Annotated in this window: 13 protein-coding genes; 7 read left to right on the top strand and 6 right to left on the bottom strand. The window is 73.2% G+C overall.

Annotation, left to right across the window (positions count from 1 at the left end; all coding sequences use genetic code 11):
- Positions 1-26 precede the first annotated feature (26 nt).
- The gene (locus tag OG361_RS24520; RefSeq protein WP_405862412.1) at positions 27-1,259 is read left to right on the top strand and encodes a hypothetical protein; all 1,233 of its coding nucleotides are present in this window, start codon (positions 27-29) and stop codon (positions 1,257-1,259) included.
- 100 nt (positions 1,260-1,359) lie between these two features.
- Positions 1,360-1,962 (top strand): DoxX family protein, encoded by a 603-nt coding sequence (locus OG361_RS24525; RefSeq protein ID WP_405856796.1) that lies wholly within the window; start codon positions 1,360-1,362, stop codon positions 1,960-1,962.
- Positions 1,963-2,118: 156 nt separating this feature from the next.
- Here OG361_RS24525 and OG361_RS24530 read toward each other — a convergent pair whose 3' ends face one another.
- Positions 2,119-3,459: a PspC domain-containing protein gene (locus OG361_RS24530; protein ID WP_405856798.1), complete on the bottom strand. Its 1,341-nt coding sequence runs from the start codon at positions 3,457-3,459 to the stop codon at positions 2,119-2,121.
- 156 nt (positions 3,460-3,615) lie between these two features.
- On the opposite strand from OG361_RS24530, the gene OG361_RS24535 reads away from it, so the two are divergent.
- Both OG361_RS24535 and OG361_RS24540 read left to right on the top strand, forming a co-directional pair.
- Positions 3,616-4,881: a PspC domain-containing protein gene (locus OG361_RS24535; protein WP_405856800.1), complete on the top strand. Its 1,266-nt coding sequence runs from the start codon at positions 3,616-3,618 to the stop codon at positions 4,879-4,881.
- On the top strand, positions 4,878-5,600 hold the full coding sequence (locus OG361_RS24540; protein ID WP_384560262.1) for a LuxR C-terminal-related transcriptional regulator: 723 nt from the start codon (positions 4,878-4,880) through the stop codon (positions 5,598-5,600). The genes OG361_RS24535 and OG361_RS24540 overlap by 4 nt, the downstream gene beginning before the upstream one ends.
- 16 nt (positions 5,601-5,616) lie before the next feature.
- On the opposite strand, the gene OG361_RS24545 is transcribed toward OG361_RS24540, so the two are convergent.
- A complete protein-coding gene (locus OG361_RS24545; RefSeq protein ID WP_405856802.1) occupies positions 5,617-6,747 on the bottom strand; it encodes an NlpC/P60 family protein in 1,131 nt (376 codons plus the stop codon).
- Between the two features lie 418 nt (positions 6,748-7,165).
- Here OG361_RS24545 and OG361_RS24550 point away from each other — a divergent pair, with 418 nt between their 5' ends.
- A complete protein-coding gene (locus OG361_RS24550; protein WP_405856804.1) occupies positions 7,166-7,519 on the top strand; it encodes a hypothetical protein in 354 nt (117 codons plus the stop codon).
- Positions 7,520-7,598: 79 nt separating this feature from the next.
- The gene (gene pcrA / locus OG361_RS24555; RefSeq protein ID WP_405856806.1) at positions 7,599-10,043 is read left to right on the top strand and encodes a DNA helicase PcrA; all 2,445 of its coding nucleotides are present in this window, start codon (positions 7,599-7,601) and stop codon (positions 10,041-10,043) included.
- A 70-nt stretch (positions 10,044-10,113) separates the two neighbouring features.
- On the opposite strand, the gene OG361_RS24560 is transcribed toward pcrA, so the two are convergent.
- Positions 10,114-11,802 carry a peptidoglycan DD-metalloendopeptidase family protein gene (locus OG361_RS24560; RefSeq protein WP_405856808.1) on the bottom strand — a complete coding sequence of 563 codons (1,689 nt, stop codon included), beginning with the start codon at positions 11,800-11,802 and terminating at the stop codon, positions 10,114-10,116.
- A 228-nt stretch (positions 11,803-12,030) separates the two neighbouring features.
- A complete protein-coding gene (locus OG361_RS24565) occupies positions 12,031-12,861 on the bottom strand; it encodes an esterase/lipase family protein (protein WP_405856810.1) in 831 nt (276 codons plus the stop codon).
- A 301-nt stretch (positions 12,862-13,162) separates the two neighbouring features.
- Here OG361_RS24565 and OG361_RS24570 point away from each other — a divergent pair, with 301 nt between their 5' ends.
- Entirely contained in the window at positions 13,163-13,570 is a 408-nt protein-coding gene (locus OG361_RS24570; protein WP_384560273.1) for a cobalamin B12-binding domain-containing protein, read from the top strand.
- A 102-nt stretch (positions 13,571-13,672) separates the two neighbouring features.
- Here OG361_RS24570 and OG361_RS24575 read toward each other — a convergent pair whose 3' ends face one another.
- Together OG361_RS24575 and OG361_RS24580 are read right to left on the bottom strand one after the other, a co-directional pair.
- Positions 13,673-15,478, bottom strand: a complete 1,806-nt coding sequence (locus tag OG361_RS24575) for a DUF5691 domain-containing protein (RefSeq protein WP_405856814.1) — start codon at positions 15,476-15,478, stop codon at positions 13,673-13,675.
- 37 nt (positions 15,479-15,515) lie between these two features.
- Positions 15,516-16,862: an SWIM zinc finger family protein gene (locus tag OG361_RS24580; RefSeq protein WP_405856816.1), complete on the bottom strand. Its 1,347-nt coding sequence runs from the start codon at positions 16,860-16,862 to the stop codon at positions 15,516-15,518.
- Positions 16,863-16,875: the final 13 nt, after the last annotated feature.

The raw sequence follows: 16,875 nt of genomic DNA on the forward strand, positions 1-16,875 counted from the left end.
TGAAGTGAGCTCGGGAAGTGAGCACCGTGGCGGTTCAAGAGGCGAGACAGTACGGCGAGCACGCGACGGCCTGCGCCGGCTGCGCCCACTGCGGACAGGCCGGCCACCGTCGCGCGGTCGCCGCCTTCCTCGCCCGGCGCGACGAACTCGCCGCCGGGCACGGCGTCCCCGCGGCCGTCGCCCACTCGCCGGTCGCCGCCCGCCAGTGGGTCTCCGACGAGCTGGCCCAGTCCGCCCGCGCGGTGGCCGTACGCGGCCGCGAGGCCGGAGCGGCCTGGCTCGACCGGGTACGGAGCCGCAGCCTCGGCGCTGTCTGGGGCGCCGTCCTCGCCCTGCTCCTCGGCCAGGCCCTCACCGCGATCGGCAGCGGCTGGACCGGCGCCCGCACGGCCGGGCTCTGCACCGCCCTGGTCCTCGCCCTCCTGCTCAGCGCCGCCACCCACGCCCACCGGGCACGCGGCGGTCTCCTCGCTCCCCTGATCGGCGAGGACAACCGACTCTCCACCACCCGTGCCGTCGCCGCCGCCTGGCTCCTCCTCCTCGCCTACGCCCTCCTCTTCCTGGCCTTCCTCTCACCGGGCCCGACCGCCTTCGGTCTGTCCCGGGGCGCCGGCCTGCTCACCGTCTTCGCCCTCGTCTCCGCGGTCACCGTCACCGCCCGCCTCGTCGTCTCCGTCCGGATCGCCGCGTGCCGCCTCCAGAAGGTCCGCGCCGACCGCCCGCGCGCCGCCGACCTGCTCTGCGACGACAGCGGCCGGGCCAGCCTCGCCGACGTCCAGTACCTCCTCGTCTCCTGCGCCGTCCTGGCCCTGACGGCCTTCGGCCTCGCCCGCGACCCGGGCAGGCTTCCCGAGGTGCCCTGGTCCCTCGTGCTGCTGCTCGCCGTCTCGGCGGCCTGGCAACTCGCCGCGAAGTCCACCGAGGGCGTCCGCCCGACGATCCACTCCGTGGTCCGCTCCCGGGAGGCGGGCGACCTCGACGCACCGATCCGCACCGGCGACGACATCGAGATCCGCGGCTGCGGCTTCGTCCCGCCCGGAGCGGCCGCCCCCGAACCGCTGACCCGTCTGGTCGTGCGGATCGGCCCCGTCCACGCCCACGTCCCCCTGGTCCCGGTCCCGGGCGGCTTCGCCAACCCGACGGACGCGGCCCTGACCGTCCCCCTCCCGGCCGATGTGGAACCCGGCCGGGTGGAGGTCTCGGTGGTGACGGCGGCGGGCGTCGAGACCAATCGGGTCACGATCGACGTCGTCGACTGAGCGTCCGGCTCGTCCGGCCCTCTCCCTGTATCCCCGGAGCGCAGGTCCGAGGAGAATCGTTCCGCGAACAGTCGTGCGGGGCGTGGAGAGGTGACCGACGATGACGGGACAGGCTGACCGGCCGAACGACACGACCGGCGACCCGGGCGGTACCGATGGGACCGGCCGCACTTCTCAGGAGCAGGCCCCCGCCGCCAGGAGGAAGGCCGGCCTCGCCGGGTGGCAGGTCGCCCTCGACAAGTGGAAGGCCGTCGCCTCCCGCTACGCCCTCCTTCCGCTGCGGCTCTTCCTCGGGATCACGTTCGTCTACGCCGGGCTCGACAAGCTCACCGACTCCTCCTTCTTCGCCGACCAGGGCAGCGGCTCCATCGGCGAGACGATGCGCGCCGTGCGGGACACCTCCGCGATCCCCGGCCTCGTCGACCTCGCCCTCAAGAACCCCAGTGGCTTCGGGTACGCCATCGCCTGCGGGGAGCTCGCCGTCGGGATCGGAACCCTGCTCGGTCTCTTCGCCCGCGTGGCGGCGCTCGGCGGCGCCCTGATCTCAGTGAGTCTCTGGCTGACCGTGAGCTGGCAGGTGAAGCCGTACTACTTCGGCAACGACCTCGCCTATCTGATGGCCTGGCTTCCGCTGCTGCTGGCCGGAGCCTCCGTGCTGTCGCTGGACAAGCTCCTCGCCGACCGGCGACGCCGTATTCGATAGGCGACCCAGGTCGCGAGGGCTGCCGTGCCCAGGCCACCGCAGAGCACCGGGATCACCGTGTACCACGGGGTCGTCCAGGCTCCGGTGATCTCGCCCGCGTAGAGGGCGGCGAGGGCCAGGGCGGTGAGGCCGACGAGCAGTCGGCCGGGGCGGAACTCATGAAGCAGCACGGGTGACCTCCACCTGTCCGATTCCGACCTCCAGCGAGAGGTCCAGCGTGCCTGCCGGGACGGTCCCGGTGGGCGGGGCGATCGTGCGGGTCTCGACCTGGTCCGGAGCGATGTCGATGTCCTCCGCGGGCTGTCCGGGCAACTGCAGATCACCGAGCCCCACCTCGGCGTGGATCTTCACGACCACGTTCTTCGGGACGATCACCTTGAGCTGCCCGGCGCCCACCTCGGCCCTGGTGGTGACCGTCGTGCCCGCCGGAACCGGGACCCCCGACAGGTCGAGGAGTCCGGCGCCCGTGCCCAGCTCGTAGTGGGGCAGCACCGCGCCGGCCGAGGCCGGTTTCCACGTCTCACGGGCCCAGTCCGTGGTGATCCGGTCGGGCAGGGCGACCGCTCCGGCCAGCAGGCAGGCCGTGAGCACGGTCAGGATGATCGTCCCGAATCCGGTGCGTCCCAGGAAGCTGCTGACGACCAGGCCGAGGCCGAACACCGCGAGGGCGGCCACCAGACCGGTCGCCAGACTCTTGCCCAGCGGCTCCGAATCCCAGGTCAGGGCGGTGCCGAGCACGGCCGCGAGCATGGCGAGGAGATAGACGAGACCACCGATGGAGAGGGGACTCCGCCGGACGGAGGGCGTCGGCCGGCCGGGGGCCGAGGGGTCGGGGCCCCACTGGCTGCCGGGCTTCGGCACCTCGCCGTTCACCCGGCCCTCCGCGTCGACGATGCCGTGCGGTCCCCAGAGGTAACCGACCGCCACCTTGCCCGTCGAACCGTCCTTGACGATCGGGTCCTTCCACCAGGACGGGTACTCGATCAGCGGCGGGGCCTTGGTCTCGGGCGGTGCCTCGGCGACCACATGCGCGGCCGCCGTGTCCGGCCGGCCCTCCGCCTCACCGCCGCCCGCCCGGCGCCGCGACCAGACCGCCGCACCGCACACCGCGAACGACAGCAGCAGCGTGAAGCCCAGCATCGAGCCGCTGCGCAGCATCGACAGGAAGATCCCGCAGCCGACCAGCGCCATCAGTACGGCGGCCAGCGAGGCCCCGGAGACCCGGCCGGTCAGCAGTCTGCGTCCCTCGTTCTCCTCCTCGCCCGCGAGCGGCACGAGCAGCCACGCGAAGCCGTAGAAGATCAGGCCGACGCCGCCCGTCACGGACAGCACGCCGACCGTGATCCGGAAGATCACCGGGTCGAGGTCGAAGTGCCGGCCGAGACCGCCGCAGACTCCGCCCACGACCTTGCTTCCCCGTGAGCGCCGCAGGGGCAGGGAGGAATCGGCCTCCGCCGGCGGCGGGGCCTCGGGGGTCGAAGGCATCGAACTCGTCATGCGTCCATGGTGACCGCCCGTGACCCTTCGCGGCACCGGGATCGACCCTGGCCCGACCCTGATATTCGGAGGGGTGTCGTCCCCGAGGCGTTACCAGGGGCGATCTCAGGGCCGACCCTGATGTCCGCGACGGTCCGAACGTGTGACGATCGGTGCATGTCCGCAGCCGCTCGATCCGCCGAGACCGACGAACCACCCGTGCGCAGGCTCTACCGGAGCGCTGACGGCCGGTGGCTCGGCGGTGTCGCGCGAGGTCTCGCCGGCCACCTCGGCCTTCCGGTCGTCTGGGTTCGGGCGCTGTTCGCGGTCCTTTTCCTCACGGACGGCCTCGGCGCCCTGCTCTACGCGGTCTTCTGGATCGCAGTACCTCTGGGCGTCGGCGGCCGGGCCGCGCCCCGACCCGTCTTCGAGACCACCCCGGACGGCCGCCGTCGGCTTCGCAAGCCCGACCGCGGGCAGGTCTTCGCCCTGGTCGCGCTCGCGATCGGCGGCGCGGTCCTCGTGGGGAACCTCAACGTCGACAACGAGTCCGGGCGGTACGTCTGGCCCGTCCTCCTCATCGGCGTCGGTGTCGTCCTCGTCTGGCGTCAGGCGGACAACGCCCGTCGGGCCAGCTGGACCGACTCCGGGCGCCGCAGACGCGTCCTTCAGCTCGTCCGCGGGCTCGTCGGTGTCGGCCTGGTCGGCACAGGCCTCGCGGTCTTCGTGGTGGTCCGCGGCTCGGTCGCCCAGCTCGGCACGGCCCTCACCGCCGCCGTCGCGGTCCTCACCGGGATAGCCCTGCTCGCCGGCCCCTGGCTGGTCCGCATGTCGCAGGACCTCACGGAGGAGCGGACCATGCGCATCCGCGCCCAGGAGCGCGCCGAGGTCGCGGCCCACGTGCACGACTCGGTGCTGCACACCCTCACGCTGATCCAGCGGAACGCCGACGACGCGGGGGAGGTGCGCCGTCTCGCCCGCGCCCAGGAGCGGGAGCTGCGGAACTGGCTCTACAGGCCCGAGGGCACCGGCAGGGACGAGGAGGAGCCCGTGACCCTCGCGGAGGCGGTGAAGAGAGCCGCGGCCGAGGTCGAGGACAAGCACGGAGTCCCCCTGGAGGTGGTCGTCGTCGGCGACTGCCCGCTCGACGAGAAACTGACCGCACAGATGCAGGCCGCGCGCGAGGCGATGGTCAACGCCGCCAAGTACGGTGGCGAGGGCGGGGCCGTGCAGGTGTACGCCGAGGTGGAGGGCCGCATGGTCTTCGTCTCGGTGCGGGACCGCGGACCGGGTTTCGACCTGGACGCGGTGCCCGAGGACCGGATGGGCGTACGAGAATCGATCATCGGCCGGATGCAGCGCAACGGCGGTTCGGCCCGGCTGAGATCCGTGCCGGACGGGGGCACCGAAGTGGAGCTTGAGATGGAGAGGGCGGACGGATGAGCGACGAGACCGGGGCAGCGACCGGGACCGATGCGGGGGCGACGGCGCCGGGCACGGAACGCCGGGTGCGGGTCGTGCTCGTCGACGACCACCGCATGTTCCGTACGGGCGTGCAGGCGGAGATCGGCCGGACCGAGGTCACCGGGGTCGAGGTGGTCGGCGAGGCCGCCGACGTCGACCAGGCGGTCACGGTGATCACGGCGACCCGACCCGAGGTCGTTCTCCTCGACGTGCACCTCCCTGGAGGCGGCGGCGTCGAGGTACTGCGCCGCTGCGCGAGCCTGATGACGGCCACCGAGGACCCGGTCCGCTTCCTGGCCCTGTCGGTCTCGGACGCGGCCGAGGACGTGATCGGGGTGATCCGGGGAGGGGCGCGCGGCTACGTCACGAAGACGATCACCGGCACCGATCTGGTCGACTCGATCTTCCGTGTCCAGGAGGGCGACGCCGTCTTCTCCCCCCGGCTCGCCGGGTTCGTCCTCGACGCCTTCGCCTCGACGGACGCGCCTCCGGTGGACGAGGACCTGGACCGGCTCACCCAGCGGGAGCGGGAGGTGCTGCGGCTGATCGCCCGCGGATACGCGTACAAGGAGATCGCCAAGCAGCTCTACATCTCGGTGAAGACGGTCGAGTCCCACGTCTCGGCGGTGCTGCGGAAGCTCCAGCTCTCCAACCGGCACGAGCTGACCCGCTGGGCCACCGCCCGCCGCCTGGTCTGACGCCTGCTTCGAGCGGTCAGCCCACCCGGGTCGCTCCGGCGAAGGGCATCTCGTCGATCGGGGCGACCCGCACCGGGGCGCCCGGGCGGGGGGCGTGGATCATCTGGCCGCCGCCGATGTACAGCCCGACATGGCTGATGCCCGAGTAGAAGAAGACCAGGTCTCCGGGGGCGAGCTGGGAGCGGGAGACCCGCCGGCCGGCGTTGATCTGGGTGTACGTCGTGCGCGGCAGGGAGACACCGGCCGCGCGCCAGGCCGCCTGGGTCAGCCCCGAGCAGTCGAACGCGGAGGGACCCGTCGCTCCCCAGACGTACGGCTTGCCGAGCTGGGCGCGGGCGAAGGAGATGGCCTGGGAGGCCCGGGTGTTCGGGGCGGTCACCGGACCGCGCTCGCCCCCGGAGGAGCGGTCGGCGCGTGTCGGGGTCGCGCCGTCGGCACCGTCGGCACCGTCGGCCGTGGCCGCGCCGGCCGTACCGCTGCCCTCCGGGGTGCGGGCGGTGTCCCGGGCCGCGACGGCGGCGTCGTAACGGGCGCGCTCCTCCGCGGTCAGCCGGGCGAGCAGTTTCCGCGCCGTCTCCAGTTTGTCGAGGACGGTCGTCTTCTGCCGCCGCAGCTCCGCCTCGTGCGTGCGCAGCGCGGTCAGGCGTCCCGCCGACTCGGCGCGCAGCTGCCGGATCGCGCCGAGCTCGCGCCGCACGGCGGTGACGGCCGCCGCCTGCCGGTCCCCGGCCTTCTCCGCGAGCGCGGCCCGCTCCAGATACTCGTCGGGGTCGGAGGTGAGGGCGAGCTGTACGGCGGGGTCGAGACCGCCGGAGCGGTACTGCGCGGCGGCCATGGCCCCGAGTCCGTCCCGTGCGGTGTTGAGCCGCTGGGTCCTGCGGGCCGCCTCGTCGCGCAGCCGGTCGAACGCGGCGCGCGCCTCGTCGGCCTTCTCCTTCGCCCCGTTGTACTTCTCCGTGGCGGCCCCGGCCTCCTCGTAGAGCCGGTCGACCTTCGCCTTGACCTGGGCGGTGGTGAGCCGCGGGTCCGCGTGCCCGGATCCCTCGAAGAGCGTCGTGGTCGCCGCGGAGGCGAGGGCGAGCGTGGCGGCGGTGCGGACCGCCTGACCACCGAGGGGGGACTGCCTGGGTTTTCGGTGCGATGCCACGAGGGCGGGTCACATCCTCTCCCTGCGGGGGGAACGGTGCCCGCCGGGCCGACGGCGGACCGCACAGGGGAGACGGTCCGCCGCCGGGTTTTCCTGGCGGGGGTGACCGGCAGCCGCCGGGCGACCGGCGGTGGTGGGAGCCGGCCACCTGCTGGAGGACGCTAAACCTCGGGGTCACGCCCGGGCAGTGAGTTGACCGCTATTGGCGACAGTTGTCGGACGTGGACCGATCTCTTTCGTCCGGGGAGATGAGATGGGGGACATTGAGGCAGGGACCGACCGATGCGCCGCGGGGCCGGGCCCGACCGAACAGCAGCGGGCCGGACCGGACAGCAGGAGGAAGTGGGCCAGGCCGGGCGGTCGGAGGGGGCGGACCCGGTCGGAGGGCGGTACGGGCGCCCCGGTTAGGCTCCGCCCCATGGACGTACTCATCAATGTCTTCGTCGCCCTGCACATCATCGGTATCGCCTCCCTGCTGGGCGGCTTCCTCACCCAGATGAAGGCGATGAGCGCCGGTACGGCCCGCTTCACCCCGGCCATGCTGCACGGCGCGCTGGTCATGCTGATCACGGGCGTCGCGCTCGTCGGCCTCAACCAGGCCGACGACCAGACCGTGAACAACATCAAGATCGGCATCAAGCTGGCCGTGCTCGTCGTCGTCCTCGGACTCGTCTACGTCAAGCGCGACGAGGAGAAGGTCGACAAGGGCCTTTTCGCCGCCGTCGGCGGCCTGACCACGGCGAACATCTTCATCGCGACCCTCTGGGTGTGACCCGTTCCCCGGGAGCGTGACGAAGGCCGTCCCCAAGGCGGACCCGGATGTCGGTGGGGCGTCCTAGACTCGTGAGGCGATGAGCAGCCTCTTTGACGACAGCTTCCTGGCCGGCCTCCAGAACCCCTCGGGGGAGGCCCCGCCCCCGCCCGAGGACGACGAGCACGGCGCCCCGGCCGCGGAGGAGGTCCCGCACGACCTCTTCGGGGAGCACTTCGACGCGCCCCCGCCCCGGGACGCGTACTACCGCGACGGCGCCGCGCGCCCCGTCGTGGACCCCGCCGCGCTCCTGGACGGGCTGAACGAACAGCAGCGCGCCGCCGTGGTGCACACGGACACCCCGCTGCTCATCGTCGCCGGCGCCGGCTCCGGCAAGACCCGGGTGCTCACGCACCGCATCGCCCACCTCCTGGGCACGCGGCACGTCCACCCGGGCCAGATACTGGCGATCACCTTCACCAACAAGGCCGCCGGCGAGATGAAGGAGCGCGTCGAGCAGCTCGTCGGCCCGCGGGCCAACGCGATGTGGGTGATGACCTTCCACAGCGCGTGCGTCCGCATCCTGCGCCGCGAGTCGAAGAGGCTCGGCTTCACCTCCTCCTTCTCGATCTACGACGCCGCCGACTCGAAGCGGCTGATGTCCCTGGTCTGCCGCGACCTGGACCTCGACCCGAAGAAGTTCCCGCCGAAGTCCTTCAGCGCCAAGATCTCGAACCTCAAGAACGAGCTGATCGACGAGGAGACCTTCGCCGACCAGGCCGCCGACGGCTTCGAGAAGACGCTCGCCGAGGCCTACCGGATGTACCAGGCGCGGCTGCGCGAGGCCAACGCCCTGGACTTCGACGACATCATCATGACGACGGTCCACCTGCTCCAGGCGTTCCCCGACGTCGCCGAGCACTACCGCCGCCGGTTCCGCCACGTCCTCGTCGACGAGTACCAGGACACCAACCACGCCCAGTACACCCTCGTCCGGGAGCTCGTCGGCACCGGCTACGAGGACCTCGGCCCGGCCGAGCTGTGCGTCGTCGGTGACGCCGACCAGTCGATCTACGCCTTCCGCGGCGCGACCATCCGCAACATCCTCCAGTTCGAGGAGGACTACCCGGACGCGACGACGATCCTGCTGGAGCAGAACTACCGCTCCACGCAGACGATCCTCTCCGCGGCCAACGCGGTCATCGAGCGCAACGAGTCCCGCCGCCCCAAGAACCTGTGGACGAACGCGGGCGCGGGCGCGCAGATCACCGGCTACGTCGCCGACACCGAGCACGACGAGGCGCAGTTCGTCGCCGACGAGATCGACCGGCTCACGGACACCGGCGAGGCCAAGGCCGGCGACGTCGCCGTCTTCTACCGGACCAACGCCCAGTCCCGTGTCTTCGAAGAGATCTTCATCCGCGTCGGACTGCCCTACAAGGTCGTCGGCGGGGTGCGCTTCTACGAGCGCAAGGAGGTCCGGGACGTCCTCGCGTACCTCCGCGTCCTCTCCAACCCCGAGGACAACGTCCCGCTGCGCCGCATCCTCAACGTGCCGAAGCGGGGCATCGGAGACCGCGCCGAGGCGATGATCGACGCCCTCTCCCTGCGGGAGAAGATCACCTTCCCGCAGGCCCTCAAGCGGGTCGACGAGGCGTACGGCATGGCCGCGCGCTCCGCGAACGCCGTGAAGCGCTTCAACACGCTCATGGACGAGCTGCGCACCGTAGTCGAGTCCGGCGCGGGCCCCGCCGTCGTCCTGGAGGCCGTCCTGGAGCGCACGGGCTATCTGGCCGAGCTCCAGGCCTCGACCGACCCGCAGGACGAGACCCGCATCGAGAACCTGCAGGAACTCGCGGCCGTCGCCCTCGAATTCGAGCAGGAGCGCGGCGAGGAGCCCGCGACCCTCGCCGAGTTCCTGGAGAAGGTCGCCCTCGTCGCCGACTCCGACCAGATCCCGGACGAGGACGAGGAGGGCAGGGGCGTCATCACCCTGATGACGCTGCACACCGCCAAGGGCCTCGAATTCCCGGTGGTGTTCCTCACCGGCATGGAGGACGGCGTCTTCCCGCACATGCGCGCCCTCGGCCAGGCGAAGGAGCTGGAGGAGGAGCGGCGCCTCGCGTACGTCGGCATCACGCGCGCCCGGGAGCGGCTCTACCTCACGCGCTCGTCGATGCGCAGCGCCTGGGGCCAGCCCTCGTACAACCCGGCCTCGCGCTTTCTGGAGGAGATCCCGACCGCGTACCTGGAGTGGAAGCGGACCGGTCCGATGGCGAAGCCGGCGGGGCCGACCTCGGGCATCACCTCCTCGCTCTCCTCCTCGCGCTCGCGCTCCGGCCCCTCGGGCTTCGCCACCCGGCGCGCCGGTGAGAAGCCGGTGATCTCCCTCCAGATCGGCGACCGTGTCACGCACGACCAGTTCGGTCTGGGCACGGTGACGGCGGTGACGGGGCTCGGTGCGGACGCCCAGGCGACGATCGACTTCGGCGACGAGAAGCCGAAGAGGCTCCTCCTGCGGTACGCGCCCGTCGAGAAGCTGTAAGCGTGCACGAGAGAGGGCCCCGGCTTCGGCCGGGGCCCTCTCTCGTTGCGTACGGAAGCGCGGTGGGAGGTCAGCTGGTCGGGTCGAGGCCGTGGCTGCGCAGCCAGGCCAGCGGGTCGATCGCCGAGCCGCCGCCCGGCCGGACCTCGAAGTGGAGGTGCGGGCCGGTGGAGTTGCCGGAGTCGCCGGAGTAGGCGATGACATCGCCGGCCTTCACGTAACCGGAGCGGAACTTGGCGCTGCTGAGGTGGCAGTACCAGGTCTCGGTGCCGTCCGGGGCGGTCACGATCACCATGTTGCCGTAGGCGCTGTTCAGCTGGGTGCGGACGGTGCCGTCCGTCGCGGCCATCACGGGCGTGCCGGTCATCACGGGGAAGTCGATGCCGGTGTGCACGGACATCCAGTTGACGCCCGACTGGCCGAAGCGCGCGCTGAGCCGGTGCAGCTGCACCGGCAGCATGTACTTGGGACGCAGCGCCTCCTTGCGGGCCGCCTCCTCCTCGCGCTTCTTCTTCTCGGCCTTCTGGCGGGCCTTGAGGTCGATGCGCTCCTGGGTGCGGCTCGCGCGGTCGCCGAAGTCGCGGGCGTCCTCGCTGAGCGCGGCGAGCTGGGTGTCCAGCGCGCTGTTGGCGGCGACCTGCTTGACGGAGCCGGGGTCGGCCGCGGCGAGGGCGGTGACGTCGTCCTTCTTGCCGGTGTCGGTGGCGGGGCCGGTGAGGCCACCGACGGAGGCGGCGGCGATGCCGGCGACTCCCATGACGCAGGCGGAGGGGACGGCCACGGTCAGCAGGGCGGACCGTTTGGCGGGGCTGCGACGGCGGCTGCGGCCGCCGCCCGAGGTGCGGCGCACGGAGCGGCCGGCGAGCGGGGACTCCGTACGGAGCCCGGTGCCGGGCTCGGGGTCGGTGCCGCCCTCGCCGGTGTTCCCGGCGGTGTCCTCGACGAGGTCCTCGACGAGGTCTTCGACGGTCTCCTCGGCGACGTCCACGAGGTCGTCGGTGTACGCGTACTCGGTCTCGGCGGGGGCGTCGGCCTCGACGGCGTCCGCCGCCGGCTCGTGGGCGTAGTCGAACGCGAACTCGGCGGTGTGCTGAGTGTGCTCGGTGTGCTCGGCCTGCGGGCTGTACTGCTGGGGGACGACCGGCCCGGCCTCGGGGGCCGCCTGGTTCCAGGCAGTCGCGTCGTAGGCGCCGGTCTCGGTCGCGAAGGCGGGGGCCGCCCACTGGCCGGTGGTGTCGTAGGCCTCGTGGCCGTACGTGCCCTGGGCGGCGTACGCGCCGGAGTGGACGGTCTCGTACTGGCCGGTCTGCTGGGCCTCGGTCCAGGCGGAGGCGTCCCACTGGCCGGTGGTGTCGTACTGCTGCCCGCCGGTGTCGTACGTGGTGGTGGCGCCGGTGTACGGGTCGGCGGCCTGCCACTGGCCGGCCGTGTCCCACTGACCGGTGGTGTCCCACTGGCCCGTGGTGTTCCACTGGCCCGTCGCGTCGTACTGACCGGTCGTCTCGTACTGACCGGTCGTGTCGTACTGGCCCGTGGTGTCGTACTGCTGGGCGGTGGTGGCGTACTGCCCGGTCGTGTCGTACTGCTGCCCGCTGGTGTCGTACTGACCGGTCGTCCCGTACTGGCCGAGATCCCACTGGCCGCTGTGGTCCGCCTGACCTGCCGGGTAGGCACCGAACAGCGGGTCGAAGGCGAAGCTGCCTGTGGCGTGGGCGTCGTCTCCGACGTACCCGGCGTGGGGGTGCTGGTCGTTCACCAACGTCTCTCTCGCCTCGGCAACAGGACCAGTCCGGGGCGGGCCCGATGAGGGGTGTCCCGGGGGGAAAGCAGTGGCGCGACTGTACCCGGCGGTATGCGCAACCGACAATCTTCAGAGGCGTTCGAGCCCGCAGGAAACGGGCAATCGGCTGTGTTTCGCCAGCTGCCGGAGAGAGCTTTGGCCTTGTGTTCGAGAAACGTTCGAACAATAGGGTGTGGCGAGATGTCGTCAGGCGACGGAGGCGGCGCCCGGCTCCCCTCCCTGAGCACCCTGTTCCCCTCCCTGGGTGCCCCGGGCACCCGGAGCCACCGGCCCGCCGGCGTCCAGGGCCTCCAGGACCCCCGCCGCCACCGTCGGGTGGACGGGCAGCGCGAGATGGCCGATCCCACTGACGCGGACGTTGTGCACGAGGAGGTCGGGGTGGTCGAGACGCGCGGTCTCGACCGGCACCATCACCTGGTCGAGATCGCTCCAGAAACTCACGAACCGGGTCCGGCAGCCTGGCGCCGCTTCCGCCAGCTCCCGCAGCACCGCCGAACCGGGACGCATCTGCCGCACCAGCGGATGCGCGTCGGCGAGCGGGGCCACCGTGGTGCCGGAGTGCGGGGTGCCGAGCATGACCAGGGTGCGTACCCGGGCGTCACCGCCGAGGCGCTGTACGTAATAACGGGCGATGAGACCGCCCAGGCTGTGCCCGACGATGTCGACCTCGGCGTGTCCCGTACGGGCCCGGATCTCCTCCACCCGGCGCCCGAGCAGCTCGGCGGCGCTCCGCAGGTCGCAGGTGAGCGGCGAGTAGTTGAGCGACTCGACGCAGTCACGACCGTGCCGGGTGAGGGCACGGCGCAGCATGACGAAGACGGAGCGGTTGTCGACGAAGCCGTGCAGGAGGACGACCGGGCGGCCACCCGGAGTGATCGTGGCGGTGGGCTTGGCGGGATCGGCGGGGGAGAGGCGCTCGGCCGCGATCCCGGAGGGATAGAGGACGAGATGTCCGGTGAGGATGGCGAGCTCCAAGGCGGTGGCCTTCATCAGGGCGGTGACCTTGGAGAGCTCCATCGCCGACCTCCCGAGCGGCTCGCGGGGCCGGACGGTACGGCGGTACGCCGCACCCCCGCGCCGCACGGACGGCGGCGCGGAGGTGCGGCGACCTCGTCGCGGCTCCCCTGCGACCGGGCCCCGCTTGCGGCTGGTGGGCCCAGGAGGAGGGCCCGAAGCGGGGAACGGCGCAGAGCGAACATGTCCCACGTGTGATTTCCCCCTCGGTCGCCACCGCGAAACGGCCGCTTGCGGGATGCTGGCGATAACGTTCGTTCACCTCCCCGGCAATCAGGCGCGGGGGTCGCATGTGGAGGCAGTGATGGGTGTGACCGGTCCGATCCGCGTGGTGGTCGCCAAGCCGGGTCTCGACGGCCACGATCGCGGGGCCAAGGTGATCGCGCGGGCACTGCGCGATGCCGGTATGGAGGTCATCTACACCGGTCTCCACCAGACGCCCGAGCAGATCGTCGACACAGCGATCCAGGAGGACGCCGACGCGATCGGTCTGTCGATCCTCTCGGGCGCGCACAACACGCTCTTCGCGAAGGTCCTGGAGCTTCTCAAGGACCGCGACGCGGAGGACATCAAGGTCTTCGGCGGCGGCATCATCCCGGACGCGGACATCGCGCCGCTGAAGGAGAAGGGCGTGGCGGAGATCTTCACGCCGGGCGCGACGACCGCGTCCATCGTGGACTGGGTGAACGCGAACGTCCGCGTGGCTGCCTGACCCGCTTCCCGCACCCCGCTTGCCAGGGCCCTCCCTTCGGGGAGGGCCCTTCGCCGTTTCCTCCGTTTCCTCCGTGTGCGGCCGTGCTGCTGTGCCCCCGGTTCAGTCGTCCGACCGGCTTCCGGTGAGTTCGGCTCGCATGGCCGCGCGCAGCCGGAGCGTGGAGACCAGGCGCTGGAAGGCCTCGGACCAGTAGCCGCCGGCGCCGGGGGAGGCGTCCTGCCCCTCGTCGGGCAGGGCCGTCAGCGAGTCCAGCTGCCGCGCCGCCTCCGGGGCGAGACAGCGCTCCGCGAGCCCCATCACCCCGCTGAAGCTCCACGGGTAACTGCCGGCGTCCCGCGCGATGTCGAGGGCGTCGATCACCGCCGCGCCCAGCGGCTCGGCCCACGGCACGGCGCAGACGCCGAGCAGTTGGAAGGCCTCCGAAAGGCCGTGGGCCGCGACGAAGGAGGCGACCCAGCGTGCCCGCTCGTCCGCCGGGAGCGTCGCCAGGAGCTGTGCCCGCTCGGCCAGCGAGGAGGTGCCGGGGCCCGTCGCGGGCGGGGTCGCGGGGGCGCCGAGCAGCGCGCGCGACCAGGCCGCGTCCCGCTGCCGCACGGCCGCCCGGCACCAGGCGGCGTGCAGCTCGCCCTCCCAGTCGTCGGCGACCGGCAGCGCCACGATCTCCTCCGGGCCCCGACCGCCGAACCTGGCCGGCCAGCAGGAGAGCGGCGCGGCCTCGACGAGCTGGCCCAGCCACCAGGAGCGCTCGCCGCGCCCCGCCGGAGGGGTCGGCACGAGGCCGTCCCGCTGCATCGCCGCGTCGCACTCGTGCGGCGCCTCGACGGAGATCGTGGGCGAGGCCGCCGTCCGGTCGAGGCCGACGCAGGTGGCGGCCCGGCCGGCCATCCGGCCCGCCAGCGCCGAGGCGGGCAGGGCGGAGAGCAGCTCGGCGGCGGTGGCGCGGACATTGCGGCTGCGGTCGGCGAGGGCCGCCTCCAGGAACTCCTCGTCCGCGTCGGAGAGCCCGGTGCGCAGCGAGTCCAGGAACATCAGCCGGTCCTCGGCCCGCTCGGTGGACCAGGTGGACGCGAGGAGGGCGAGACCGGCCGCCGGGTCCCCGGTCCGTACGGCGGCGAGCAGGGCGACCCGCTCGGCGAACAGCCCCTCGTCCCACAGCACCCCGACCGCCTCGGCGTCCCCGGAGTCCGGGAGCCGGCCGGCCGCGCCCGTGCCCCGCAGGGCGAAGCGCCACTCGGGGTTGAGCCGGGCCAGCCACAGGCCGCGCGGTCCGGCGAGCCGGAGGGCCTGGGGCCGCAGGTCCGTGCGGGCCCTGGCTGCGTCGAGCAGGGCGGGCAGGGTGGCCGGCGCCGCCTTGTACCCGAGCTCGTTGGCGAGGGCCAGCCACTGGGGCAGGAGTTCGGCGAGATCGGGGGCCGCCCCGCGCCTGCCGGCGGCGGGGGAGGGCGCGGCCCGCCCGGCGAGGAGCTGGTCGAGCCGCCTCCGGGCCGCCTCGGGCAGCGGTCCGCGCGGATCGTGGGGGGCGGGCTCCGGTGGGGTCGCGGCGGGCCCGGGGCGCAGCCCCGCCCTGCGTCGTACGGTGTGCAGCGCGGCGGCGTCGAGCAGCGCACGCGCCCTGCCCTCACCCGTCGACTCCGCGCCCGCACCCGCCCCGCCCGCGTCCGCCCTGCCCGTGCCTGTCCCACCCGTTCCTGTCCCGCCCGTGCCCGCCGTCGTGCCGAGCCCCGTGGGCGCCCGTCGGTCCGTACCGAGGAGCGCGGAGGTGACGAGCTCCTCCCAGACGCGGGCGCTCGCGTCGTCCTCCCATCCGGAGCCGGAGCCGGAGCCGGAGCGGGAGCCGGGGCCGGAGCGGGAGCCGGGGCCGGAGCCCGCTGAGTCCGTCGCAGGTGTGGTCGCCGTCGTGTTCATCGAGGTCCTCCGGGCGGTCGGGGGAGATGGCGGGGCGTCATACGAGGGGGACCGTCTCGGACGGGGCCTCCGGCGACCAGGCGGCGAGCGGGGTGAAGCCCCGGTGGCCGCACTCCCCGAAGACGGTCACGGGGCCGCCGCCCGACAGGGCGACGAGGCGCCAGAGTCCGGGCCGGGACTGGGCGGCGGGGGTCAGGGGCAGGGCCTCGCGGCCGTCCGCGTCGGCGAGCTGCCAGCCGTACTCCGCCCGCGCCGGTACGACACGGCGCAGCGTCACGGGCCAGGAGTCCAGCCACGGATCCTCGCGCAGCGCACGCCCGTACGCGTCGAGGGCCGCGCCCACCGGCCCGCCAGGCGGCGGGACGACGGGGGCGTCGACCGGGACGAAGTGCTCGCCCGGCTCCGCGCGCAGCCGGCCGGCGCCCGCGTGCGGGGTCAGCTCGCCGTCGAGGAGCGCGCCCACGGGGAGCGCCAGGGCGGGTGCCCGGCCGGCCGCGCCGAAGGAGAGGAGGAGCGCCGTGCGTCGGCTCGCCGTGCCGTACAGCCAGACGCGCCGCGTGGTCAGCCGGGCGTCGGCCGTGTCGTACTGCGCGAGGACGAGCCAGTGGTCGCGCACCGGGGTGCCGTCCGCCGGGGCGGTGAGGCCGACCCTGGTCCGTACGGTCGTGGCGAGGCCGGCGGGCAGCCGGTCGGCGGTGAGCCAGGCCCGGTCGAGGAGGTGGGTCAGCGCGCACTCCTCCAGGAGGCGCACGGGCCAGCCCGGGCCCGAGCCCGGTATCGCGCCCAGCTCCCGGACCCGGCCGGCGAGCCCCGGCGCCTGGGCGTCGACCATGCGGGCCGCGGTCTCCTCCCACAGTCCGTACCCGGCCTGCTCGGCCGCCGCCAGACCGCCGCGCAGCAGGTCGGCGAGCCGCTGCTCCAACTCCTCCGCGCCCGCGGTGATCCGGGCCGCCCTCCGCTCGGCCCTGCGGCGCGCGGCCTCGGGGTCCGCCGGGCCCCCGGAGGCGCCGCCCGAGGCCGGCCGGGCCGGACTCTCGGCGCGACCCCGGCGCCGCGCGAGCCACGGCCCGGCCCACTCCGGTGCGGCGCCGACCGGGACCGCCGTCTCGTCGGACGCCTGGAGCAGCAGCAGTCCCAGGGCGTGCTTGCAGGGGAACTTCCGGCTGGGGCAGCTGCACGCGTACGCGGGGCCGGTGGTGTCGACGACCGTCTCGTACGGTCTGCCGCCGCTGCCCGCGCACAGGCCCCAGACGACCCCCTCGCCGCGGCCGGTGCCCGACCACGGCCCGGCCGTGCCGAGCCTGCTTCCCGCTCTGCGTGAGGCATCGTCAGGAGCCAGTGCCAGCACCTGTTCAGCCGTCCAGCGCACCCCCATGGCATTCATGTCACCGACCGTA

The sequence above is a fragment of the Streptomyces sp. NBC_00090 genome (assembly GCF_045160815.1).
Lineage (GTDB): Bacteria > Actinomycetota > Actinomycetes > Streptomycetales > Streptomycetaceae > Streptomyces.

What these genes read in the sequence shown, in the direction of transcription:
- OG361_RS24530 (WP_405856798.1), bottom strand. Translation starts at nt 3,459, where the DNA reads ATGACGAGTTCGATGCCTTCGACCCCCGAGGCCCCGCCGCCGGCGGAG.
- OG361_RS24525 (WP_405856796.1), top strand. Translation starts at nt 1,360, where the DNA reads ATGACGGGACAGGCTGACCGGCCGAACGACACGACCGGCGACCCGGGC.
- OG361_RS24565 (WP_405856810.1), bottom strand. Translation starts at nt 12,861, where the DNA reads ATGGAGCTCTCCAAGGTCACCGCCCTGATGAAGGCCACCGCCTTGGAG.
- OG361_RS24575 (WP_405856814.1), bottom strand. Translation starts at nt 15,478, where the DNA reads ATGAACACGACGGCGACCACACCTGCGACGGACTCAGCGGGCTCCGGC.
- OG361_RS24540 (WP_384560262.1), top strand. Translation starts at nt 4,878, where the DNA reads ATGAGCGACGAGACCGGGGCAGCGACCGGGACCGATGCGGGGGCGACG.
- OG361_RS24580 (WP_405856816.1), bottom strand. Translation starts at nt 16,862, where the DNA reads ATGAATGCCATGGGGGTGCGCTGGACGGCTGAACAGGTGCTGGCACTG.
- OG361_RS24535 (WP_405856800.1), top strand. Translation starts at nt 3,616, where the DNA reads ATGTCCGCAGCCGCTCGATCCGCCGAGACCGACGAACCACCCGTGCGC.
- OG361_RS24550 (WP_405856804.1), top strand. Translation starts at nt 7,166, where the DNA reads ATGGACGTACTCATCAATGTCTTCGTCGCCCTGCACATCATCGGTATC.
- pcrA (WP_405856806.1), top strand. Translation starts at nt 7,599, where the DNA reads ATGAGCAGCCTCTTTGACGACAGCTTCCTGGCCGGCCTCCAGAACCCC.
- OG361_RS24570 (WP_384560273.1), top strand. Translation starts at nt 13,163, where the DNA reads ATGGGTGTGACCGGTCCGATCCGCGTGGTGGTCGCCAAGCCGGGTCTC.